The sequence below is a fragment of the Streptomyces sp. NPDC088746 genome, from assembly GCF_044751065.1.
In the GTDB taxonomy this organism is placed as follows: domain Bacteria; phylum Actinomycetota; class Actinomycetes; order Streptomycetales; family Streptomycetaceae; genus Streptomyces.
In genome coordinates this window covers 113,721-135,750 of sequence record NZ_JBIVLA010000005.1, presented here as the reverse complement: position 1 = coordinate 135,750, position 22,030 = coordinate 113,721, and the positions used below count along the sequence as shown (strand labels likewise).

Sequence of the window (22,030 nt, the reverse complement as noted above, 5' to 3'; positions counted from 1 at the left end):
GGACCGTCCGGGTCCGGTCAGGCCCCCGGCACAACCCGTGAAGGACGGCCGCCGCCGCGGGTGAGGCCGTAGCCGAACACCGCGGCCAGCGCCGCGAGTACGCCTCCGCCGACGGTCCACAGCCAGCGGTCGGTCCACCATCCGGAGGACCAGCCGTCCTCCGGCTCGCCGGCGGCCGGAGTGCCGCCCTGCGCGGAGGCGACGGAGACGCCCGGCACCAGGGGCGCGGCGAGGGAGCCGCCCACGTCATGGGCGCCGCCCCGGCCGTCGGAGGTGACCTCGGTCTCGACGTGGACCGGCAGCCCGAGGTCCTCCTCGGCCAGGCCGACCACCGTCAGGCGCACGTAGTAGGTGCCGGGCAGCGGGTCGGACGCCCACGGCTCGGACCAGGCGCGGACCGTACGCAGCACACAGGACAGCTCGACGGTGCCCGCGTCCGGCGCCGCCTTCCTGGTCTGGTGGCCGTACACGCAGGCCTGCCGGCGGCGGAGCCCGTCGTAGACGTCGACCTGCCAGGTCGACGCGCCGTGCCGGGTGGCGCTCTCCGGAAGGCTCACCTTCGCGCGGACGGTGGGGCGTTGGCCCGAGTCCGCCGGGAACGACCAGTAGAGGTAGTCACCCGTGGACGCGTCGGCGGTGGCCGTCTGTTCCTGGCGCATCGCCATGGCGGTGCGGAAGGTGGTGCCGGCCTCGGTCGGTCCCGCCGTCCCGTCGTCCGCGGGGCTCGCGCTCGCGGACGGGTCGTCGGCGACGGCGGCGCCCGCGGAGGTCAGCAGGGTGGCGACGGCCAGCAGCGCGCCCGCGCACGCGCGTCCGAAGGTGGTTCTGCCGGTGGTACGCATCAGTTGGTCCTCCATACGGCAACGCGCCAGCGCGAGATCCAGCCGAACAGCAGACCCGCGATCAGTCCGGTCAGCACCATGACGCCCAGCAGCCACCAGCCGCGGCCCAGGCCGAAGGCGGCGACGTCGGAGGCGTCGTCGGAGGCGTCCACGACGTCGATGGTGAGCTCGACGGGCATGCCGGGAGTGGTCTTCACGGACGGGGGCGCCGAGAAGGAGTTGCTGAGCTGGAGGCAGACGGCCTCGGCGGCGGGCTTCACGTCCGTGTCGTCCGCGTCGTCCTGTTCGGGCTTCGGGTAGCGCAGCCCGGTGGAGACGGCGTCCGTACGCCCCGTGCCGGACTCCGAGCCCCGGACGATCTCGCGCCCGTGGGCGGTCACCGCGCGCAGCAGGACCCCGTAGTCGTCGTTCACGGCGCGGTCCGCCGCCACGCTCACCGACGCGCGCAGTTCCTGACCGGGCAGGACGTCCACCCGGTACCAGCGGTGCTTGCCGATCTCCTGGCGGTCCGTGTAGAGCCCGGCCTTCAGCTCCGGGGCCGCGGAGCAGCTGCCCGCACCCTCGGTGGCCACGGGGGTGATGACGGGCTCCGCGGCGCGGTCCACCAACTGCTTGACGCGCCCCGAGAGTTCATCGGTGTGCTGGACCGCCGTGTAGGTGCCGCCGGTGGCCTCGGCGATGCAGGTCAGCTGCTGCCGGATCTTTGCGTTCGGCACCAGGCCGAGCGTGTCGATGACCAGGTGGATCCCCCGGGCGGCGATGTCGCGTGCCACCTCGCACGGGTCGAGCGGGCCGCAGGTGTCCTCGCCGTCGGTGATCAGGACGATCCGCCGGGTCGCGTCCCCGCCCTCCAGGTCGTCGGCGGCACCGAGCAGGGCGGGCCCGATCGGGGTCCAGCCGGTCGGCGCCAGAGTGGCCACGGCGGTCTTGGCCTCGGTGCGGTCGAGCGGACCGACCGGGTAGAGCTGCCTGGTGTCCTTGCAGCCGACCTTCCGGTCGTCGCCCGGGTAGTCGGCGCCGAGCGTACGGATGCCGAGCTCCACCTCCTCGGGCACCGCGTCCAGGACGTCGTTGAACGCCTGCTTGGCGGCGGATATGCGGGACTCGCCGTCGATGTCACGGGTGCGCATGGAGCCGCTGACGTCAAGGACCAGTTCGACCTTGGGTGATGGGGCGGTGGAGGGTTCGTCCGCGGCGGCCGGAAGGGCGGTGCCGAGCCCGGCGGCCAGGGTGGCGAGCAGGACGCCCACCCCGGCCGTCAGCCGTTTTCTTATGATCATCGCCGGATCCTATTGAAGATCCGCGGCCATCCCCAAAACGCGTGCGGCGGAGGCGATTTCGGGGGCTTGCCTCATCCGCCGAGCAGGGGCTGCGCGGCCTTGTCCAGCACCGAACCGACGTGCTCCCAGGTCTCGGTGTCGCGTTCCACGGGCGGGAGTTCGGCGTCGTCCGACTTGGCGTTCCAGCGCGTGGCGATGGCGACCGGGTCGCCGTCGCCCGCCGCGGAGGCGGCCAGCGCGGCCGCACCCAGCGCGACCAGTTCGCCGCTGCCCGGCACGATCAGGGGCCGTCCGGAGAGCCGGCGCACGGTCTCCACCCAGGTGCGGCCCTGGGCGCCGCCGCCGATCAGCCGCAGCGGCCGGCCCGCGACCTCGGGGTCGGCCGGGTCGAGGCCGCAGGCCCGCAGGAGTTCGTCGAGCGCCCGCAGCACGGTGAAGGCCGCGCCCTCGTACGCCGCGCCCAGCAACTGCTGCGGTGTGGTGTCGTGCCGGAGCCCGGTGAGGAGCCCGGAGGAGGTGGGCAGGTCAGGGGTGCGCTCCCCGTCCAGGTACGGCAGGAGGACGGCCTCGCCGCCGGGCGTCGCGTCGTCGCGGTGCAGTCCCAGCAGGGAGGCCACCTTGTCGACGGCGAGGGTGCAGTTGAGGGTGCAGGCCAGCGGGAGGTACGTACCGTCGGCGGCGGCGAAGCCGGAGAGGGCCGTGGATTCCGGGCGGGTCCGGGAGGCGGCGAAGACCGTGCCCGAGGTGCCGAGGCTCAGGACCGGATGGTCCAGCAGCCCCGCGCCGCCCAGGCCGAGACCGACCGCGGCGCTCATGTTGTCACCGGTGCCGGCCGCGACGGCGATGCCGGCCGGCAGACCGAGCGCCTCCGCCGCGGACTCGGTCAGGGAGCCGATCCGGGTCCCGCCCGTCGCCGCCACCTCGGGCAGCATGGAGAGGTCCAGGCCGAGCCGGTCCAGCAGCTCCGGGTCGTAGGCGCCCGTGGCGGTGGAGTACCAGCACGTGCCCGACGCGTCGCCCGGGTCCGTCGCCGCGACGCCCGCGAGCCGCTCCGTCAGGAAGTCGTGGGGCAGCCGCACGGAGGCCGTCGCCTCGGCGTGGGCCGGCTCGTTCTCGCGCAGCCACCGCCACTTCGTCGCGGTCATGGAGGCGACGGGCACCGTGCCCGTACGCGCGGTCCACGCCTCGGGGCCGCCCAGCTCGGCGACGAGCGCGGCGGCCTGGGGCGCGGAGCGCGTGTCGTTCCAGAGGAGCGCGGGGCGCAGCGGGCGGCCGGTCCGGTCGAGGGCCACGAGTCCGTGCTGCTGTCCCGCGACGGCGATGCCGATGACGGAGGACGCGGAGAGGCCCGACTCCTTGAGCCCGGCCGCCACGGCGTCGCACAGCGCCCGCCACCAGACCTCGGGATCGGTCTCGCGTGCCCCGCCCTCGCCGGTGACGACGTGCTGGGCGCGGCCGACGGCCAGCAGCTCACCGGTCTCGGTGTCGGCGACTGCGGCCTTCGTGGACTGGGTGGAGCTGTCCACGCCGATGACGACGGTACGCGGCGGCATGGGCTACCTCTTCTCGTGCGGTTTCCGACGGTGCGGGTTTTGGGAGTGCGACAAACAAATTACGTGATCGGCGGCGTCCGGAACAGGGGCGGCCCCCGTTTCGCCTCCCGGGGGGTTACGTCCGCGCGGTGCCGTGTGCATAATTAATCATGTCAGTGAACAAATAGGTTCGGGGCACTGGCGACGGCTCCGGGCCCCAGGCAGGCGAAGGCGGACACATCATGACGGATCGCTTCACCCCCACTCCCGCGGACAGGTTCACCTTCGGTCTCTGGACCGTGGGCTGGCGTGGCAACGACCCGTTCGGTGACGCGACGCGTCCCGCGCTGGACCCGGTCGAGTCGGTGGAGCGGCTCGCCGAGCTCGGTGCGCACGGGGTGACGTTCCACGACGACGACCTGATTCCGTTCGGGTCCTCCGAGGCCGAGCGGGAGCGGCTGATCGGCCGGTTCAAGGACGCGCTGGAGCGCACCGGGATGAAGGTCCCGATGGCCACCACGAACCTGTTCACCCACCCGGTGTTCAAGGACGGCGGTTTCACCTCCAACGACCGTGCCGTGCGGCGTTTCGCGCTGCGCAAGGTCATCCGCAACATCGACCTGGCCGTCGAGCTCGGCGCCACCACCTACGTGGCCTGGGGCGGGCGTGAGGGCGCCGAGTCCGGCGGTGCCAAGGACGTACGCGTGGCCCTGGACCGGATGAAGGAGGCCTTCGACCTGCTGGGCGACTACGTCACCGAGCAGGGCTACGACCTGCGCTTCGCGATCGAGCCCAAGCCCAACGAGCCCCGCGGCGACATCCTCCTGCCCACGATCGGCCACGCCCTGGCCTTCATCGAGCGCCTGGAACGCCCCGAGATGGTCGGCGTGAACCCCGAGACCGGCCACGAGCAGATGGCCGGCCTGAACTTCCCCCACGGCATCGCCCAGGCCCTGTGGTCCGGCAAGCTCTTCCACCTCGACCTCAACGGCCAGTCCGGCATCAAGTACGACCAGGACTTCCGCTTCGGCGCCGGCGACCTGCGCCAGGCGTTCTGGCTCGTCGACCTCCTGGAGACCGCCGGCTACGACGGCTCCCTCCACTTCGACTTCAAGCCCGTGCGCACCGACGGCATCGACGGCGTCTGGGAATCCGCGAAGAACTGCATGCGCAACTACCTCATCCTCAAGGAACGCGCAGCGGCCTTCCGCGCCGACCCCGCCGTCCAGGAGGCCCTGACCGCCTCCCGCCTCGACGAACTCGCCCGCCCCACCGCCGACGACGGCCTCAAGGCCCTCCTCGCCGACAGGTCCGCCTACGAAGACTTCGACGCGAACGCCGCCGCCGAACGCTCCATGGCCTTCGAAGCCCTCGACCAGCTCGCCATGGAACACCTCATCGGCGTCCGCTGACACCACCCCCAGGGCACCCGGCCCACCGGCCGGGCGCCCCGGCGGTGTCAGGCGTCCACCGGTGCCGGCCGGGCGTAGGCGACCGGGTCAGCCAGCACGTCCTGTGTCACCAGCGCCGCCGCGCCCCGCGCCGCGTCACCCGCGACGGACGACGCGCGCAGCCTGCCGCCGCCCCGGGACCAGAGCCCGGACACCACGCGGCCCGTCAGCTCCTCGTCGGCAGGGGGCGAGAGCCACGGCATCAGCCCGCGGTATATCCCGCCGAGCACCACCGCGTCCGGGTCGAACAGATTGACCGCGCCGGACAGCACCTGCCCCAGCATCCGGCCGGCGTCTGCCACGGCGGCCAGCGCCACGGGGTCACCGGCCTGTGCCCGCCGCTCCAGCTCCATCACTCCGGCCGCCCCGCCCGTGGCCTCGTCGATGCCGGCGGCGCGCAGCAGAGCCGACTGGCCGGCGTACTGCTCCAGGCAGCCGCGTGAGCCGCAGCGGCACTCCGGGCCCGCGGGGTCCACCACCACGTGCCCGATCTCCCCGGCGAAACCGTGGGCGCCGCGCAGCAGTTCGCCGTCGAGCACCAGGGCTCCGCCGACCCCGATCTCGCCCGTCAGATAGAGGAAGCTGCGGACCGCGTCGAGTCCGCCGAACCACAGCTCGGCCAGCGCCGCGAGGTTCGCCTCGTTCTCCGAGCGCACCGGCAGAGGCGCCGTGGCGGGGCGCAGCCCTGCGAGCGCCTCCGCGAACAGCGCCTCCGCGGCGACCTCGTTCCAGCCCAGGTTCGGCGCCTGGCGCACCGAACCGCCCGAGACGAGCCCCGGCAGGGCCAGCGCCGTGCCGACGGGGTACAGATCCTGCTCCCGCGCCGAGTCCAGCGTGCGGGCGGCGATCGCCGCCGCCCGGGCCAGGACCTCTTCCGGCGGGGCCCCACGGTTGTCCAGGTGCTCGGTCTGCCGCACCCGGCCGGTGCCCGCCAGGTCCACGACGCACACCGAGACGTAGTCGATGTTGATCTCCACGCCGAGTCCGGCCGGCCCGGTGCGCGCCACCCTCAGGGCCGTGCCGGGGCGCCCGGCCTGACCGCTGAACGTCTTGCCCGACTCGGTCACGAAGCCGCTGTCCAGCAGCTGCTCGACCAGGGAGGACACCGCGGCACGGGTGAGCCCGACCCGGGCCGACACTCCGGCCCGGGTCGCCTCGCCGGCCTCGCCCTCGTCCCGCACGGCGCGCAGCACGAGGCTCAGGTTGTGGCGCCGTACGGTGTCCTTGTCGGCCTTGGACCCCAGGGGCGTGAGGTAGCTCTTCATATCGTCGACGAGCCTATGCGATGCCTCTCGGGCCCCCGCCCGCGGTCCGAGCGCGCTACATGTCCGCAGCGTCCGTCACGGCGCCCAGGTCGACGAACTTGAAGCCGGTCGCCTCCCGGCCCTCCTCGCTGCCCGACGCGGACGTCTCGTGCCCGTCCTGGACCACGAGCAGCCCGTGCGGGTAGCGGGAGCCGAGCGGCGCGTTGAGCACCGCGGCGCCGTCGCACTCCTCGCTGCCGTCGAGGTCCGCCGTCACGGCGGTGACGCGGAAGCCGCCCTCGTACTCGTTGTCCTCGGAGACCTCGCGGTCGTACAGCGCGAAGCTGTTGTCACCCTGCCCGGACGCCATGAGGTAGCCGTCGCCGCCGGACTCCCGGAAGAGGGTCAGGCCCTCCACGTCGGCCGCCAGCCGCTTGCCGCCGAAACCCGGGTCGGCGCCGGGGGCGCACTCCTCGGTCTCCGGGTCGTACGTCCTCGGCACGCCGTACTCCCGGACCTTGTCCACCAGGACCGGGCGTCCGGTCAGCGAGGAGGGCAGCCGCCAGATACCTACGTCCTCCTGTCCGGCGTAGAGCGTGCCGTCGTCCGGGTCGACGACCATGCCCTCCACCTGGGGCAGCTCGCCCGGCTCGCCGCACGGCGTCCACGAGGTGCCGTCCGGGAGCCGGAAGGACGAGGGCAGCGAGAGGGTGCGCACCTTCCGGTAGCCCACCGTGCCCGTCGCCGTCGGCCTCAGCTCAAGCAGCGCGAGGTCCGTGGTGTTGCGGCGGCTGACGAGTGCGTACGACCGCCCGGAGGAGCGGTCCTGCCAGGTGGCGAGGCCGTAGGCCGTCCGCTGCTCGTTGATCTCGGCCTGGTCCGACGAGAAGACCGGGGCGGCGTCGGGGTCCGTGACGTCCTTCAGCGGGCCGCCGGCCTGCGACGGGTCGACGCGGTAGATACGGAGGCGGTCGTTGCCCCGGTCACTCACCACGGCCACGTCGGCGCGGCCGGACGGGGTGCGGAGCCCGGTCACGAGGTCGACGTTGTTGAACCTGCCCGGGGCGTCGTCCTCCGTCGCTGGTGACGGCGCCGGGACCGACTGGACCAGGGACGCGTCCAGACCGTAGACCCGGAGCCCGCCCTCCTTGGCGGTCGCGACGACCAGGCTGCGCCCGGGATCGGCGTCGTCGCGCCAGATCGCGGGGTCGTCGGCGTCGGCGTTGCCGCCCGCCTCGTCGTCGTACAGCGGGGCCGTCTCGGCCGTCGCGCCGACGGACGGCAGCGACTGTGCGTGCGCCGGGGACAGCGGGACCAGAGCGATCAGTGCCGTGCCGAGGAGGGCGGTTGCCGCCGGCCAGGGGGAGCGGTGCATGCGCACGGATGATTCCTGTCGTGAGAGGGACATGTCCATGACTCGTCAGGAAGTGTCGGGCGGGCGAGGGGTACCCCGGTGTCGTGTCCATGAGAGGGACATGGGCGCCAGGTGAATTCGCGGGGGCGGGACGGGCCCGGCGACCTGTGTCACCGGGCCCGCCCCGTCGCCCGCCCGGGGCTCAGGGCCGCGCACCCCGGGCCGCGAGCATGTCCGCCATCAGCGAGACCTCCGACTCCTGGGCACGGGCCATCCCGGCCGCCAGGTCCTTGATCTCGTCCGTGCCCGCCGAACCGGCAGCAGCCCGCGCCATGTCGGCCCCCGCCCGGTGGTGGACGGTCATCAGCCGCAGGAAGCGCACCTCCGCGTCCCTGCCCTCGGCCGCGCGCAACGTCTCCAGCTGGGTGTCCGTCGCCATGCCCGGCATCAGGGAGCCGTCGGACGGGGTGGCCGGGTGGCCCATCCACTCCATCGGCGGCCGGTCCGAACTCTTGGGCCGGCCCCAGGACTCCAGCCAGCCCAGCATCGTGCCCCGCTGGTTGGCCTGCGTGTTGATGATGTCGTACGCGAGGCGGCGCACGTCCTCGTCCTCGGTGCGGTCCCGGACGATGAACGCCATCTCCACCGCCTGCTGATGGTGGACCGACATGTCCCGGGCGAACCCCACATCGACGGAATTCTCCGCGGGGACGGCCCCGGGCGCCCCGGAGTCCGGTGAGGAGGCCGCCGACGGCCGTACGACCATCAGCAGCACGAGCCCGACGGCCACGACGAACACCGCGGCCCCCGACCACACCAGCGGACGGGGAACGCGCGCGGACGAGGTCACTTGGCGACCCCGCCGGAGCAGGCGGCGCCCGGCTCGGGGGTCTGCGCGCCCTGGACGTACTTGGTGAAGAACTGTGCGACGCGGGCGTCGGTGGCGCTCTTCACGGTGAGCTGCTTGCCCCACGCGCTGAGCATCAGCGGGTCCTTCTGGCCGGCCACGGGGCTCATGAGGGAGTAGGGCGTCTTGGCGACGCGCTCGGAGAGCGCCTTCACGTCGGCGTCCTTCGCCTTGTCGTTGTACGTGACCCAGACGGCGCCGTGCTCCAGGGAGTGGACGGCGTTCTCGTTCGGTATCGCCTCGGTGTAGACGTCGGCGTCGCAGTTCATCCAGACCGGGTCGTGGTCGCCGCCGACGGGCGGGTTCATCGGGTAGTCCACGGGCGTCTGGACGTGGTCCTGGGTCAGGTCGTCCCAGGACTTCTCACCGGTGACGGGCGACGTTCTGGCCTGCTCCTCGGCCTTGTCCTGCTCGTCGGCGGCCGACATCAGGTAGCCGCCGCCGGCGACGAGGCCGGCCACCACGACGACGGCCGCGGTGATGGTGATGACGCGGCTGCGACGCTCACGGGCGCGCTCCTTGCGGCGCGCCTCGTCGAGCTTGGCGCGGCGTGCGGCGGCGGGGGTGTTCTGGTTCTTGGGGGAAGCCATGTCGGGTCCTCGGGTTCGGCGGATCGCGTGCGCGGACGGCGCGTCACGCGGGGGAACGGGCGCACGGACGAGCCACCTGCCGCGCGCCGGAGGCGGCGCGGGAGGTGGATCCGGAGGCCTAGATCCGCTGGACCTGAAGACGCAGGTGGTCGACAGCGCCCACGCTGTCGTCGGCGGGGCCCCGGATGGCCGCCGCGCCGGTGAGCGGGGCGGTCCGGAGCGCCGCCGAGGGGCAGGGCAGGGCGACGGGGGAGGGGTGCGCGGGCAGCACGACGGCCGTCGAGTGATCCGCCGTTCCGTGACAGGAACTGCCGATCCCGCGTTCGTCAGGGGCGTCGGCCACCACGACCGACGCGGCAGCCGAGGGCACCGGGGTGAAGGCCCTCGCGGCCGTCGCGGAAGGTGCCTCGGCGCGGGGCGAGGCCGTTGGCGCCGGTGAGCAGCAGAAGAACACCGCCACGAGCATCAGCGCCCAGACCGGGGCGACGGACAGGCCTCTGCCGCTCCGTCGCCGGTGGGTCCACACGCTCGCTCTGGTCATCGCCGCCATCGTAGATGGTGTGTGAATCTTCAATGAGTCGGCCCACAGATCGGCAGGATAGTGTGCCCCGGTGACGACGCAATCGAACGTACCTGCTGGTTGGCATCCGGATCCCCACGGCGCGCCCCAGTTGCTGCGCTACTGGGACGGCTCCCGGTGGACCGAGCACACGCACCCGGCCCAGGCCCAGGCACCCGCCCAGGCACAGGGACAGGCACCCGCCCAGGCCCAGGCGCCCGCCCAGGGACAGGCTCAGGCCCCTGCCCAGGCCGCCCAGCCGCAGGCGCAGCCCCAGGCCGCGCACCCGTACGGCGCTCAGTCGAACTCCGCGGTGCCGCAGCAGCAGGCGCCCGCCCAGCAGTTCGCCCCTCAGCAGGCGGCGACTCCCCAGCAGGCCGTTCCCCAGCAGCCCGGCCCCGGCGGCGGCACGCTCTTCAACCAGCAGGTCCTGGTCGTGAACCAGAAGGCCAAGCTGATCGAGCTCACCAACGAGTACAGCGTCTTCGACCAGCAGGGCAACACCCTCGGTTCGGTCGTCCAGGTCGGCCAGAGCGCCGTGCGCAAGGTGCTCAGGTTCGTCTCCAGCGTCGACCAGTACCTCACGCACCGCCTGGAGATCCGCGACGCCTACGGACAGCCGCAGCTGCTCCTGACCCGCCCGGCGAAGTTCATCAAGTCCCGGGTCGTCGTCCAGCGCCCGGACGGACAGCCCGTGGGCGAGATCGTCCAGCAGAACGCCATCGGAAAGATCAACTTCGCCATCATGGCCGACGGCCGGCAGATCGGTGCGATCGAGGCCGAGAACTGGCGCGCGTGGAACTTCGCCATCGTCGACCACAACGACGCCGAGATCGCCAGGATCACCAAGACCTGGGAAGGCCTGGCGAAGACGATGTTCACCACGGCGGACAACTACGTGCTGCAGATCCACTACCAGCTGCCCGAACCGCTGTTGAGCCTCGTCGTGGCGACGGCACTCACCGTGGACACCGCGCTCAAGCAGGACGCCCGCGGCTTCGGCTGATCCTCGGGGGCCAGGGGCCGGGGCCGCCGCCCGGCCTCAGGCCTGCGCCGTCCCCTTCCCCTCTGCCTCCGCCAGCTCCGCCAGCACCCGTTCCGCCACCGCGAACGCCGAATTCGCCGCCGGGACCCCGCAGTAGACCCCTGTCTGCAGGAGCGCGGCCCCGATCTCCCGGGGACTGAGCCCGTTGCGCACCGCCGCGCGGACATGCATCGCCAGCTCACCGTGGTGGCCGTGTGCGACCAGGGCGGTGAGCGTGATCAGGCTGCGCTCGCGCCGGGACAGCGTGGGGTCGGTCCAGATCTCGCCCCAGGCGTAGCGGGAGATGAAGTCCTGGAAGGGCGCGGTGAACTCCGTGGTCGCGGCCTGCGCCCGGTCGACGTGGGCATCGCCGAGGACCTCGCGGCGCACCGCCGTCCCGCTCCCGCGCTCCCCGGGCGCGAAGTGGGCGCGCAGCGCCTCCCGTACGGCCGCCGGACGTTCGGCGGCAGCCAGGTGGGAGGCGCCCGGCAGTTCGGTCAGCGCGGCGCCGGGGATCCCGTCGGCGATCTCCCGGGCGTGCGCGGGCGGCGTCGCCGGGTCCTCGCGGCCCGCGACGACCAGCGTCGGAGCCCGTACCTCCGACAGCCCGGGCCGCAGATCACAGTCGGCGAGCGCGTCGCAGCACGCGGCGTACGCCCCGGGGTCCGTCCCCAGGAGATCGTCGAGCAGCCGGGGCTCGGTGAATCCGGGGGTGAACCAGCGGCCCGCCGCGCTCTCCGCCACCTTGCCGAGGCCCTCGGCGCGCACGAGGGCGGCGCGCTCCCGCCACGGACCCGGGTCGCCGAAGTGGGCGGAGGAGCAGAGGACGGCCAGGCGGTCGACACGCTCCGGGTGGTGGACGGCCAGCCAGAGGCCCACGGCGCCGCCCAGCGACACTCCGGCGTACGAGAAACGGTCCAAGGACAGCGAGTCGGCGAGATCCAGGACCAGGGCGCCCAGATCGGCGATCGCCGCCCCGGGGCCGATCAGACCGGCCGGTGAGCCGCCGTGGCCCGGCAGGTCCCACCGTACGACCCGGTGGGCGGCGGAGAGTTCGGGGGCGACCCCGTCCCAGAGCGCCGTGGAGGTGCCCAGCGACGGGCCGAGCAGCAGCGGGGGAGCGCTCGCGGGCCCTTCGGCGCTGTGGTGGAGAAGACGGTCGGGTGTCATGGTCATCGGCGCTCCAGAGCGCGGTCGGTGAGAGGGCCGGCGCAGCCGGTGTATCGGGCGGGGTCGGTCAGTTCCGCGAGATCCAGGCCGTCGAAGGCGGGCTCCCCGGCGAGGACCTCCGCCAGCGGCCGGCCCTCGTCGCGGGCGCGGCGGGCGGCCTCGGTGAGGATCTCCTTGGCGCGGGCGGGCCCCACCCGGCCGGCGGCGACGGCGGCCAGCCGTTCCGAGACGATGAGTCCGCCGGTCAGTCCCAGGTGGCTCCGCATCGCCGACGGGAACACCTGGAGTCCCTCGGCGAGTTCCGCCGCGTCCCGCGCGGCCCCGCCGACGAGGCGCAGCAGATCGCGCAGCGGCTCCCATTCGGCGTGCCAGGCTCCCGCGGGCCGTTCGTCCTCGGCGGTGAGCGAGCCGTACAGCGTGGCCGCCTGCCCCGGGGCGCGGCGCGCCGCGGCGGCGATCAGCGTGGCACGGACCGGATTGGCCTTGTGCGGCATCGCGGAGGAGCCGCCGCCGGATCCCTCCGCCACCTCGGCGATCTCGGTACGCGACAGGGTCAGCACATCGGCCGCGGCCTTGCCGAGCGCACCCGCCGTGAAGGCGAGCGCGCCGGCCAGGTCCGCGACCGGGGTGCGCAGGGTGTGCCACGGCAGCAGCGGTTCGGCCAGGCCCAGCTCCCGGGCGTAGGCCGCGACGAGCGCCGTCCCGGACCCGTCCCCGTCGGCGGTGAAGGCCGCGAGCGTGCCCGCCGCGCCGCCGAGCTGCACGGGAAGCGCACCGCGGACGGCCCGCACCCGGTCGCGCGCGTCGAGCACCAGCGACCGCCAGCCGGCGGCCTTGAGACCGAAGGTCGTCGGCACGGCGTGCTGCGTCAGGGTGCGGCCGGGCATCGGCGTGTCACGATGCCGGGCGGCCAGCGGCTCCAGCGCGTCGGCGGTCCGCCCCAGATCGTCGAGGACGAGCGCCAGGGTCCGCGACGCCACCAGCATCGCGGCCGTGTCGAGGATGTCCTGGCTGGTCGCCCCCCGGTGCACGAACGGCCGCGCGTCCTCGTCGACCGCCGCGGTGAGGGCGGCGACGAGCGGGATCACCGGATTGCCGCCGGACCGCGCCCGCAGCGCCAGCTCCCGTACGTCGAACCTCTCGGGGTCGGCCGCCGCGGTGACCGCCCGTCCCGCCTCGGCGGGGGCGAGCCCGGAGGCGGCCTGCGCCCGGGTGAGCGCCGCCTCGGCGTCCAGCAGCGCCCGCAGGAAGGCGTGGTCGCCGGTGGCGGTCTCGGCGGCGGAGCCGGCCCGCCCGGGGGCGAGGAGACCGGCGTCGCTCTCGTGCATCAGCTGAACTCCAGGAAGACCGTCTCGTCGTCGCCCTGGAGACGGATGTCGAAGCGGTAGGTGCGGGGGTCCGTGCGTGTCGCGATCAGTGTGGCGCGCCGCTCCGCGTCCAGCGACTCCAGCAGCGGATCGGCGGCGCCCGCGCCCTCGCCGAGCAGGTCGGGAAGATACACACGGGTGTAGAGGTGGTGGACCAGGCCGCGGGCGAAGACGGCCGCACAGAGATACGGGACGCCGCCGGGCGGGAGCGTGCGCACGAACCAGTGTCCGGCCGCGTCCGTCGGCGCCCGGCCGAACCCGGTGAAGTCCACCCCGTCGCGCCCGATCACCTTGCCCGTCGCGGGGTCGTGGCGCAGCGACCCCGGGAGACCCGCGCGCGAGCCGTCGGGCGCGGACTGCCAGGTCTCCACGATCGCGTCGGGCACGGGCTCGCCCCGGCCGTCGAGCACGTGGCCGTGGACCGTGACCGTGTCGGGGTGCCCGGCCGGGGCGACCTCGCTGCCGCCGGGGAAGGGCAGCGCGTATCCGTAGAACGGTCCTACGGTCTGGGAGGGGGTCGGGGCGTGGGACATCAGGCGTCGCCTTCTTCCTCGGTCCAGGTGGCGCACGGTCCGTCGAGGACGATGTCCCAGCGGTAGCCGAGGGACAACTCGGGAACGGACAGATCGTGGTCGTACGTCGATATGAGCCGCTCGCGCGCGGCCTGGTCGGTGACGGACCTGATCACCGGGTCGTAGGGGAGGAGCGGATCGCCCGGGAAGTACATCTGGGTGATGAGCCGCTGGCTGAACGCCGTACCGAACAGGGAGAAGTGGATGTGCGCGGGGCGCCAGGCGTTGGTGTGGTTGCGCCACGGATAGGCGCCCGGCTTGACGGTCGTGAACGTGTAACCGCCGTCGTCGTCGGTCAGGCAGCGTCCGAAGCCGGTGAAGTTCGGGTCGAGCGGGGCCGGGTGCTGGTCGAGCTGGTGGGCGTAGCGCCCGGAGGCGTTGGCCTGCCACACCTCGACGAGCTGACCCCGCACCGGCCGGCCGGCCCGGTCCAGCACCCGGCCGGTGACGGTGATCCGCTCGCCGAGCGGCTCGCCGTCGTGCTGGGCGGTGAGATCGCGGTCCAGCGCGGTCACATCGGTGACACCGAAGGCCGGGCCGGACAGCTCGACGGCCTCAGGGTCGCGTACGGGGATGAGCGAGCGGTGCGGGTGGCGGAAGTGGCTGCTGCGGTACGGGGGATAGTCGCGCGGCGGGTGGTGGGCGCCAGGCGCGGCGGCCGCCTGGGCCCTGGCCACCTCGGAGTCGATCTCCTGCTGGCTCATCCCGTCGGGCAGCGGATGTGCGGGAAGGTCACGTGCGGTCATGTCACGGCTCCGTGAATTGCTGAGATGCTCAGTACACTGAGTAAAATGCGATGGCCATGAAGCTACCCAGGCCACACTGTTGAGGTCAAGACCCTCAGTACACTGTCCATCTCGGCACCCCGGCCGACGGAGCCGACGGCCGACGGCCGTCAGAGAGAGGGCGGTGCCGTGCAGGCGGTCGACCTGAGCACCCACCCCGGGCACCTGGCCCGGCGTCTTCAGCAGGCGCACCACCTGCTCTGGAACACCATGGTCTCCCAGGAGATCACCTCGCCCCAGTTCGCCGTCCTCAACGCCCTGACCGCGGAACCGGGCCTCGACCAGCGGACCGTGGGGGAGCGGGTCGGCCTCGACCGGTCCACCGTCGCCGAGGTGATCACGCGCCTGCTGCGCCGTGAGCTCCTGGACAAGGTGCGTGACCCCGGCGACGGGCGGCGCTTCCTGCTCCGGCTCACCGACGAGGGCGTCCGGACCCACCGGCGGCTCGCCCTGCGCACGGTCGGGATGAACCAGGTCTTCCTCGGCCCGCTCTCCGCGGAGGAGCAGGAGACGCTCTTCGGTCTGATGCACCGGGTGGCGGACGCGGCCGAGGCCTTCCGTGCGCCGGAGGAGACCGGGCAGGCCGCACGGCGGTGACGGCGGGGCACCTCAGGGCGTGTGGATGCCGAACCGTGCCCCCTGCGGGTCGCGGAGCACCGCGACCCAGGGCCCTCCCGGGATGTGCGTCGGGGGAGCGAGCGGCTCGCCGCCCGCGGTGAGGGCCCTGGCGGCGGTGACCTCGGTGTCGGACACCGTGAAGTAGGGCAGCCAGTGCGGTGGCGCCTCGGCCCGTTCGTCGTCGTCCTGCACCTTCATGCCGCCGAAGTCGGCCCCGTCCGCGCCCCAGTGGGTGAAGTGCGCGGAGCTGCTCACCGTCCAGTCGAACACCGACGGGTAGAAGGCGAGTGCGCCCCGCGGATCGGGGGTGCGGAGCTCGGCCCAGCCCAGGGTGCCAGGATCGTTCAGGCGCCCCGCGCCCCGGAAGGCGCGCGCCTGCCAGAGGGAGAACACCGCCCCCGACGGGTCTGCGGCCACGGCGAATCTGCCCTGGTCGAAGATGTCCATCGGTCCCATCAGCACCGTGCCGCCGGCCGAGCGCACGGCCCCGGCCGTGACGTCCGCGTCCTCGGTGGCGAAGGAGACGGTCCAGGCGGGCCGCTGCTCCGGCCGGTAGAGCGGACTGAAGGCCGCGACGGCGTCCTCCCCGAGGCGCGCCGTCGTGTAGCCGCCCGCCTCGGGCCGAGGGTCGGTCTCGGACCGCCAGCCGAAGAGTCCCGCGTAGAACGCCTGGGCGGCCTGCACGTCCGGGGTGCCCAACTCGACCCAGCAGGGTCCACCGGGCACCGGTTCCGTGGGCTTCATGCGGTTTCCTCCCGAGGCGCGCCGACAGTCACGTTCCTACGCTGTTGTGCAGCACGCTAGGGCCGCGCGGAGAGGGCGGCTACCGGAGGCGGCCGGGCACGGACGCAGATATTTTACGTGTGTAACACCTGCTAAAGTAAATGGGTGAGTGATACAGCCGTGCGACCCCGGAAGCCATCCGTCCACAAACTGCCGGTCACCGGTGCCCTGAGGCTGAACAGCCCCGCGGAGATCTGGTACAAGCCCGCGCTGAGCGTGGTGGTCGCCTCGGCCGTCCCGAATCTGCTGCTGTACTCCCTCGACCGCCTCGACCTCGTCATGTACACGATGGCGGGATCACTCTGCGCGCTCTACGGACACAACCTGCCGTACGCCCGGAGGGTCCACACCGTCCTCCGCGTGATCCTGGGGATGGCGGCGGGCCTCGCCGTCGCCCTGGTGGCCGCCTCGCTCACCGACTCGACCGCCGTGCTGATCGGTGTCGGCGCGCTGCTGGCGGCCGTGCAGAAGACCTTCTGCGACGCGACGCGCATCGGCCCGCCCGGCAACGTGATCTTCGCCTTCGTCACGTCCGCCGCGCTCTTCGCCCCGCAGGAGCTCGGGCAGGTGCCGGCTCACATGGCCCTGATGCTCGCCGCCGGCGCCTTCTCCTGGCTGGTCACCGCCGGCCCGGCCCTGTGGCACAGGGAGGGGCCCGAGCGTCTCGCCACCGCCCGCGCGCTCGACGCCGCAGCGGCGCACGCGGCGAGTCCCGACGCCCGGACCCGGCACGCCGCGGCCGCGGCGGTCCAGGCCGCCTGGCAGTCACTGCTCGCCGCCGGACGCCCCACCCCCGTACGCCAGGGGCTCGAGCGGCTCGTCGTCCACGCCGAGCGGGCCATGGCCACCACGGCGTCCGGCGGTCATGTCCCCGGCGCCGGCCCCGACGAGCTCCGCCGGTGGGCGGCCGGGACCCGGGCCCGCGGCCCCGTACCCAGCCCGCCCCCCGCGCCCGGCACGGTGGAACAGCTCTTCGGGATCGACGCCGAGCGGGCCGGACAGCGGATGCGGCGCGGCCGGCGCGAGGCCCGGCGCAGGCTGCTCCGCGCACTCGGCCCCGGCTCCCCGGTGCTGCCGGTCGCCTTCCGCACGCTCATCGGCTGCGCCCTGGCCGGCTACGTGTCCTCGGCGCTCGGCGTCGGGCACCCGTACTGGGCCATCGTCACCGCGGCCTCCGTCTACCAGCCCAACCTCACCCTCTCCTGGAGCAGGGCCCTTCAGCGGACCGTCGGCAACCTTCTCGGCGTGCTGGTCTTCGCGGCCGTCATCCCGCTCGCCCGGGTCAGCCCGCTCGTCCTCGTCCTGTGCGTCCTCTTCTTCAACTTCGCGGCCGAGGCCCTGATCACCCGTAACTACTGGCTCGGTTCCGTCGCCGTCACCCCGATGGCCCTGCTGATCCTGGAATTCGGCGGGTTCCAGCCGGCCGGTGAGCTCATCGCCGACCGCGCCCTGGACACCCTCGTGGGCGTCGCGGTCGGCTTCCTCGTCGTGATCGCCGTCACCAACCGCCGGGCGTCCGGACGTGTGGAGCAGGCCCTCGCCGCGGCAGCGGATGCCCAGGACCGCGCCGAACGGGCGGTCGCCGACCCGGCGGTCGACGCCCTCGCACTCGAAACGGCGCGCAGGAGGCTGACCGCCTCGCTCGTCGAGCTGCGCGACGCCAGTGACATCGCGTCGGGCGAGTGGTGGCAGCGCGCCCTGCCCGAGGAAGAGCTGCTGGCGGCCGAGCAGGCGGGACACCGTACGCTCGCGGCGACAGCACAACGGCAGGGGTTGATCACCCTGCCCCCGGCGAACGGAGCGGTGTGACCGACGACATCGTGGCCTCGGTGGTACGGCAGTGGCAGGCCGTCAACCCGGGGCTCGACACGGGGCCGATGGAACTCATCGGCCGCATCAACCGCTGCGCGGCCCTGCTCCAGCAGGCCGAGGACGCCCCCTTGCGGGCCGCGGGGCTCACCCGTGCCGAATTCGATCTGCTCGGCGCGATGCGGCGCACCGACCGTGAGCTCACGCCGGGCGAGCTGGCCCGCGAGACCTTCTCGTCCGGAGCCGCCGTCACCAAGCGGCTGCGCGCCCTGCAGGAGTCCGGCCTGATCGGCCGCCGGAGCGATGCCAGGGACCGCAGGGTCGCCCACGTCGGGCTGACGGAGGCGGGGCGCGACCTCGTCGACCGCCTGCTGCCCGAACAGCTCGCGTACGAGCGGTCGGTGCTCTCCGGGCTGGACGAGGAGACCCGCAGCGGCCTCAGCGGACAGCTGGGCGAGCTGCTGGTGCAACTGGAGGGACGGCTCGGCGGCCGCCGCTGAGGCCGCTTCGACGCGGACCGGGAACGGGTGAGCCCGGCGCCCGGGCGGCGGGGTGTCCTCACCGACGGTGAGGGCCACGCGGGCGGGTGACGGCCGCGCGGCCCTCGGCCGGCTGCCCGGCCGCCGGACCGTGCGGCCCGCGCGGCATCCGCGCCGGAGCTTCGTACATCCGTCCGTCGCTCAGGGATCTGCTCCTTTCGATCCGATTCGATCACATGTGCCCTTGTCCCGCCCTGAGGTGCACTTCTATTCGTACGCACTGACGCTTATCGCTCGTACGTGCGCACTATTTCTCGTTTCTGCTGGAAATTCGCGGCCCGTCGCGGACACCCTGAAGGCTTTCGTGTCCCGCAGGACGGGACACCTGGGTCTGCTTTCTCCCGATTCCCGTGAGGCGTCACTCCCCGCGCACGCTCGACGGCGTTGAGTGCGAAAACTGGCGAGTGTATTACCGCCCGCGTGCTCGCGCAGGGGGTTGGGCGAATATGCCGAAGCACTGTTCTGATCTGGCTAGGCTCACGCGCAGTGAAGTCGAGTTGATATGCATTCGAGCACTTGTTCACAAATGTGCGTACCAGTGCTGTGCATCCCGAATACCTTCCCGAATCAACCGCCAGAGGGTTTAGATGGTCCGTGTTGAATCACCGCCGACCAACAGAGACATCCCCGTAGTGCGCGCAGCGCTCCTGCCCGTCGTGCTGATGGCGGGCGCGACCGCCGCAGGCGCGGTGCCGGTCACCGGGGCCACACGGGCGGCAGTCGTCTGGTGCGGCGCGATCGCCACAGTCGTGGTCGCCACGCTCACCGTCGTGCTGAACCGCCGGCGCCGGGCGATGCGCGTCCAGCGCGCCGAGTACGAACAGCGCATCGCCGCCCTGGAACACCGCGTCGCCACGTACGACCAGGAGACCGAACGGCTCAGCAAGGAACTCCTGCCGGCCGCGATCCGCAGACTGCGGGCCAGCAACTCGCCGCAGGAGGTGATGCGCGACATCGTCGACGCGGACGCGTCGTACCGGAACCTCCCCAAGGCGCAACGCGCCCTGGTCCTCCAGGTCCTCGACATCATCGACAACGAGGAGGCCATGCGTGACTCCGCGCAGCGCGCCTTCGTCAGCGTCGCCCGCCGGGTCCAGGCCATCGTCCACCGGCAGGCCAGTGAACTCCGGGAGATGGAGGACCACCACGGGCGCAACCCCGATGTCTTCGACGACCTGCTCCGCATCGACCACGGCACCGCGCTGATCGGCCGGCTCGCCGACTCCATCGCCGTACTCGGCGGCGCCCGCCCCAGCCGCCAGTGGCCCAAGGCCGTACCGCTGTTCAGCGTGCTGCGCGGCGCCATGTCCCGGATCCTGGAGTACCAGCGCGTCGATCTGCACTCGATCGCCAAGGTCGCCATCGTCGGCACCGCGGTCGAGCCGCTCATCCACGCCTGCGCCGAACTCCTGGACAACGCGACGCGTTACTCGCCGCCCCAGACCCGGGTGCACGTCACCGCGGTCGAGGTGCAGACCGGCATCGCCATCGAGATCGAGGACGGCGGTGTCAGCCTCAGCGAGGAGGCCCGTGCGCGGGCCGAGAACATGCTCGCCCAGGCCCAGGCCGGCATCAACATGAACGACCTGGGGGAGTCCCCGCGCCTCGGCATGGCCGTCGTCGGACGCCTCGCCCGCATGTACCAACTCCAGGTCTCCCTGCGGCAGTCCGCGTACGGAGGCGTCCGCGCCGTACTCATCGTGCCGCGCGACATGATCACCACCGGGCCGGCCCCCGGCATCGCGCACGGCATCGGCGCCACCTCGCGCCCCCAGAGCTCGCTCGACATGTCGCAGATGAAGCACGTCGTCCCGCCGCGCGGCAAGCACAAGGCGCGCCCCGCCGCGACCGGGCCCGTCCCTTCGCCGGCGCCCCCGGCGCCGGCACCGGCCGCGTCCGTCGCACGGTCCGCGCCGACCGCGTCGGCCATGGGCGACGACGAGGTCGTCGTGACCGAGTGGACCGAGGGCGGACTCCCGCAGCGCCGGAGCCGAGGACGCGCGCCCCTCGGTTCGCACAACCTCCCGCAGCAGTCGGCATCGGCTTCGGAGCCCGCCGCCCGCAACGGGCACAACGGACAGGGCGGCGGTGGCGGCACGGCACCGCCCGGCCTCTGGCTGGAGGCCTTCACCCAGGCCGTCAACGGTGTGCCCAAGGAGCCGAAGCACGACACAGAAACTGACGACGTGTGGGACAAGGGAGACGAGAAGTGATCCAGCAGCGGGGAAACATGGACTGGATGCTCAAGGAACTGGCCGACGACGTACCGAGCATCCACCAGATCGTGGTGCTCTCCGCCGACGGCCTGCGCATCGCCCGGCACGGCGGCGACCCCGACGTCGCCGACCGTCTCGCCGCCGCCTGCGCCGGGCTGCAGAGCCTGGCCGCGGCCGTCGCCACCGAGATCCCCTACAGCGACGGCCTGATGAAGCTCGTCGTCATCGAGGTCACCGGAGGGTTCTTCTACCTGATGGCGGCGGGCGCCGGCGCCTACCTCGCGGTCCTCGCCGGCGAGACGGTCGACGCCGGACTGGTGGGTGCCCGCATGCGCGACATGGTCGTCCGTATCGGCGCCCACCTGACGAGTCCTCCGCGCCACGACGGGCAGGCCGGATGAGTCCTCCCCGGCGAGAACGCCGTAAGGCCGACCCGGCGGTGAGCGACCCGGAACGGCTGTACGTGATCACCGGCGCCGACGGTGAGAGAGCTGAACTCGACCTCGTCACGATGGTGGTGGCGCAGGCCGAGCCGTCGCCGACGGTCCAGCCCGAGCAGGCCGCGATCCTGCGGCTCTGCAGGGCGCCGTTGTCCGTCGCAGAGATCTCGGCCTATCTGAGCCTCCCCTTCAGTGTGGTCACCTCGCTCCTGACAGAACTCCTGGCGACCGAACTGATCGAGTCGCGCGCGCCCATCGTCCGCGCCGCGCTCCCGGACCGGTCCCTCCTCGAAGCGGTGATGCATGGACTTCAGAAGCTCTGACACGATCACGGGCCCGCGCAGCGAGGACGTCCTCCCCGACACGGCCACGGCCGCGGTGAAGGTCGTCGTCGTCGGCGGATTCGGGGTCGGCAAGACGACCATGGTCGGCTCGGTGAGCGAGATCCGGCCCCTGACCACCGAAGAGACCATGACCCAGGCCGGTGTCGGCGTGGACGACAACGTGGGTGTGGAGACCAAGACCGCCACCACCGTCGCCATGGACTTCGGGCGGATCAGCCTCAGCGACGAACTGATCCTCTACCTGTTCGGCACCCCCGGGCAGGAGCGCTTCTGGTTCCTCTGGAACGGACTCTTCGAAGGAGCGCTCGGAGCCGTCGTCCTCATCGACACCCGTCGTCTCCAGGTCAGTTTCGACGTCATCGGAAGGCTGGAGGAGCGTGGCGTCCCGTTCGTGGTGGCCGTCAACACCTTCCCCGGTGCGCCGCGTCACCCCGTCGAGGCCCTGCGCAGCGCCCTGGACCTGCCGGACGAGGTCCCGATGATCGACTGCGACGCCCGGCTGCGCACGTCCAGCCGCGATGTGCTGATGACCCTGATGCGTTACCTGCACCGCCTTGCCGTGCCGCTCACCTGACCGCGGCACACACCTCTGCCTCTGAACGGG

The 22,030-nt window shown here is 72.8% G+C and carries 22 protein-coding genes; 9 read left to right on the top strand and 13 right to left on the bottom strand.

Annotation, left to right across the window (positions count from 1 at the left end; all coding sequences use genetic code 11):
* Nucleotides 1-17 precede the first annotated feature (17 nt).
* The 3 genes from ACIP63_RS23060 to xylB form a co-directional block, all read right to left on the bottom strand.
* Nucleotides 18-842: a hypothetical protein gene (locus tag ACIP63_RS23060; protein ID WP_401518576.1), complete on the bottom strand. Its 825-nt coding sequence runs from the start codon at nucleotides 840-842 to the stop codon at nucleotides 18-20.
* The gene (locus ACIP63_RS23055; protein ID WP_401518573.1) at nucleotides 842-2,122 is read right to left on the bottom strand and encodes a VWA domain-containing protein; all 1,281 of its coding nucleotides are present in this window, start codon (nucleotides 2,120-2,122) and stop codon (nucleotides 842-844) included. Before ACIP63_RS23055 ends, ACIP63_RS23060 begins: the two co-directional genes overlap by 1 nt.
* A 71-nt stretch (nucleotides 2,123-2,193) precedes the next feature.
* Nucleotides 2,194-3,675 (bottom strand): xylulokinase, encoded by a 1,482-nt coding sequence (xylB, locus tag ACIP63_RS23050; RefSeq protein ID WP_401518570.1) that lies wholly within the window; start codon nucleotides 3,673-3,675, stop codon nucleotides 2,194-2,196.
* Nucleotides 3,676-3,896: 221 nt separating this feature from the next.
* Here xylB and xylA point away from each other — a divergent pair, with 221 nt between their 5' ends.
* Nucleotides 3,897-5,066, top strand: a complete 1,170-nt coding sequence (xylA, locus tag ACIP63_RS23045; protein WP_401518568.1) for a xylose isomerase — start codon at nucleotides 3,897-3,899, stop codon at nucleotides 5,064-5,066.
* 47 nt (nucleotides 5,067-5,113) lie between these two features.
* Here the strand turns inward: xylA and ACIP63_RS23040 are convergent, their stop codons facing one another.
* The 5 genes from ACIP63_RS23040 to ACIP63_RS23020 all read right to left on the bottom strand — a co-directional run bounded on the left by ACIP63_RS23040 (nucleotide 5,114) and on the right by ACIP63_RS23020 (nucleotide 9,750).
* Nucleotides 5,114-6,370, bottom strand: coding sequence for an ROK family protein (locus ACIP63_RS23040; RefSeq protein WP_401518565.1), 1,257 nt, complete (start codon nucleotides 6,368-6,370; stop codon nucleotides 5,114-5,116).
* A gap of 55 nt (nucleotides 6,371-6,425) precedes the next feature.
* On the bottom strand, nucleotides 6,426-7,724 hold the full coding sequence (locus ACIP63_RS23035) for a phytase (protein WP_401518563.1): 1,299 nt from the start codon (nucleotides 7,722-7,724) through the stop codon (nucleotides 6,426-6,428).
* A gap of 181 nt (nucleotides 7,725-7,905) precedes the next feature.
* The gene (locus ACIP63_RS23030; RefSeq protein ID WP_401519548.1) at nucleotides 7,906-8,469 is read right to left on the bottom strand and encodes a DUF305 domain-containing protein; all 564 of its coding nucleotides are present in this window, start codon (nucleotides 8,467-8,469) and stop codon (nucleotides 7,906-7,908) included.
* 80 nt (nucleotides 8,470-8,549) lie between these two features.
* Nucleotides 8,550-9,200 carry a DUF3105 domain-containing protein gene (locus tag ACIP63_RS23025; RefSeq protein ID WP_401518560.1) on the bottom strand — a complete coding sequence of 217 codons (651 nt, stop codon included), beginning with the start codon at nucleotides 9,198-9,200 and terminating at the stop codon, nucleotides 8,550-8,552.
* 118 nt (nucleotides 9,201-9,318) lie between these two features.
* Nucleotides 9,319-9,750 (bottom strand): hypothetical protein, encoded by a 432-nt coding sequence (locus ACIP63_RS23020; protein WP_401518557.1) that lies wholly within the window; start codon nucleotides 9,748-9,750, stop codon nucleotides 9,319-9,321.
* Between the two features lie 61 nt (nucleotides 9,751-9,811).
* Here ACIP63_RS23020 and ACIP63_RS23015 point away from each other — a divergent pair, with 61 nt between their 5' ends.
* On the top strand, nucleotides 9,812-10,765 hold the full coding sequence (locus ACIP63_RS23015; RefSeq protein ID WP_401518554.1) for a phospholipid scramblase-related protein: 954 nt from the start codon (nucleotides 9,812-9,814) through the stop codon (nucleotides 10,763-10,765).
* A 36-nt stretch (nucleotides 10,766-10,801) separates the two neighbouring features.
* On the opposite strand, the gene pcaC is transcribed toward ACIP63_RS23015, so the two are convergent.
* The 4 genes from pcaC to pcaH all read right to left on the bottom strand — a co-directional run bounded on the left by pcaC (nucleotide 10,802) and on the right by pcaH (nucleotide 14,596).
* Nucleotides 10,802-11,893: a 4-carboxymuconolactone decarboxylase gene (gene pcaC, locus ACIP63_RS23010; RefSeq protein ID WP_401519545.1), complete on the bottom strand. Its 1,092-nt coding sequence runs from the start codon at nucleotides 11,891-11,893 to the stop codon at nucleotides 10,802-10,804.
* A 62-nt stretch (nucleotides 11,894-11,955) separates the two neighbouring features.
* Complete coding sequence (gene pcaB, locus ACIP63_RS23005) at nucleotides 11,956-13,281, bottom strand: 3-carboxy-cis,cis-muconate cycloisomerase (protein WP_401518552.1); 1,326 nt, start codon at nucleotides 13,279-13,281, stop codon at nucleotides 11,956-11,958.
* The gene (pcaG, locus tag ACIP63_RS23000; RefSeq protein ID WP_401518549.1) at nucleotides 13,281-13,853 is read right to left on the bottom strand and encodes a protocatechuate 3,4-dioxygenase subunit alpha; all 573 of its coding nucleotides are present in this window, start codon (nucleotides 13,851-13,853) and stop codon (nucleotides 13,281-13,283) included. Before pcaG ends, pcaB begins: the two co-directional genes overlap by 1 nt.
* Nucleotides 13,853-14,596, bottom strand: coding sequence for a protocatechuate 3,4-dioxygenase subunit beta (gene pcaH, locus ACIP63_RS22995; protein WP_401519542.1), 744 nt, complete (start codon nucleotides 14,594-14,596; stop codon nucleotides 13,853-13,855). The genes pcaG and pcaH overlap by 1 nt, the downstream gene beginning before the upstream one ends.
* A 210-nt stretch (nucleotides 14,597-14,806) precedes the next feature.
* Here pcaH and ACIP63_RS22990 point away from each other — a divergent pair, with 210 nt between their 5' ends.
* Nucleotides 14,807-15,274: a MarR family winged helix-turn-helix transcriptional regulator gene (locus ACIP63_RS22990; protein ID WP_401518546.1), complete on the top strand. Its 468-nt coding sequence runs from the start codon at nucleotides 14,807-14,809 to the stop codon at nucleotides 15,272-15,274.
* Nucleotides 15,275-15,286: 12 nt separating this feature from the next.
* Here ACIP63_RS22990 and ACIP63_RS22985 read toward each other — a convergent pair whose 3' ends face one another.
* A complete protein-coding gene (locus ACIP63_RS22985) occupies nucleotides 15,287-16,039 on the bottom strand; it encodes a VOC family protein (protein ID WP_401518544.1) in 753 nt (250 codons plus the stop codon).
* Between the two features lie 144 nt (nucleotides 16,040-16,183).
* On the opposite strand from ACIP63_RS22985, the gene ACIP63_RS22980 reads away from it, so the two are divergent.
* The 6 genes from ACIP63_RS22980 (at nucleotide 16,184) to ACIP63_RS22955 (ending at nucleotide 22,000) form a co-directional block, all read left to right on the top strand.
* Nucleotides 16,184-17,887 carry an FUSC family protein gene (locus ACIP63_RS22980; RefSeq protein WP_401518541.1) on the top strand — a complete coding sequence of 568 codons (1,704 nt, stop codon included), beginning with the start codon at nucleotides 16,184-16,186 and terminating at the stop codon, nucleotides 17,885-17,887.
* On the top strand, nucleotides 17,884-18,387 hold the full coding sequence (locus ACIP63_RS22975) for a MarR family transcriptional regulator (RefSeq protein ID WP_356716747.1): 504 nt from the start codon (nucleotides 17,884-17,886) through the stop codon (nucleotides 18,385-18,387). The genes ACIP63_RS22980 and ACIP63_RS22975 overlap by 4 nt, the downstream gene beginning before the upstream one ends.
* Nucleotides 18,388-19,013: 626 nt before the next feature.
* Complete coding sequence (locus tag ACIP63_RS22970) at nucleotides 19,014-20,639, top strand: sensor histidine kinase (RefSeq protein ID WP_401518538.1); 1,626 nt, start codon at nucleotides 19,014-19,016, stop codon at nucleotides 20,637-20,639.
* Nucleotides 20,636-21,043 carry a roadblock/LC7 domain-containing protein gene (locus tag ACIP63_RS22965; protein WP_014152870.1) on the top strand — a complete coding sequence of 136 codons (408 nt, stop codon included), beginning with the start codon at nucleotides 20,636-20,638 and terminating at the stop codon, nucleotides 21,041-21,043. The genes ACIP63_RS22970 and ACIP63_RS22965 overlap by 4 nt, the downstream gene beginning before the upstream one ends.
* A complete protein-coding gene (locus tag ACIP63_RS22960; RefSeq protein ID WP_401518535.1) occupies nucleotides 21,040-21,405 on the top strand; it encodes a DUF742 domain-containing protein in 366 nt (121 codons plus the stop codon). The genes ACIP63_RS22965 and ACIP63_RS22960 overlap by 4 nt, the downstream gene beginning before the upstream one ends.
* Nucleotides 21,386-22,000, top strand: a complete 615-nt coding sequence (locus ACIP63_RS22955) for an ATP/GTP-binding protein (protein WP_393766454.1) — start codon at nucleotides 21,386-21,388, stop codon at nucleotides 21,998-22,000. Before ACIP63_RS22960 ends, ACIP63_RS22955 begins: the two co-directional genes overlap by 20 nt.
* Nucleotides 22,001-22,030: the final 30 nt, after the last annotated feature.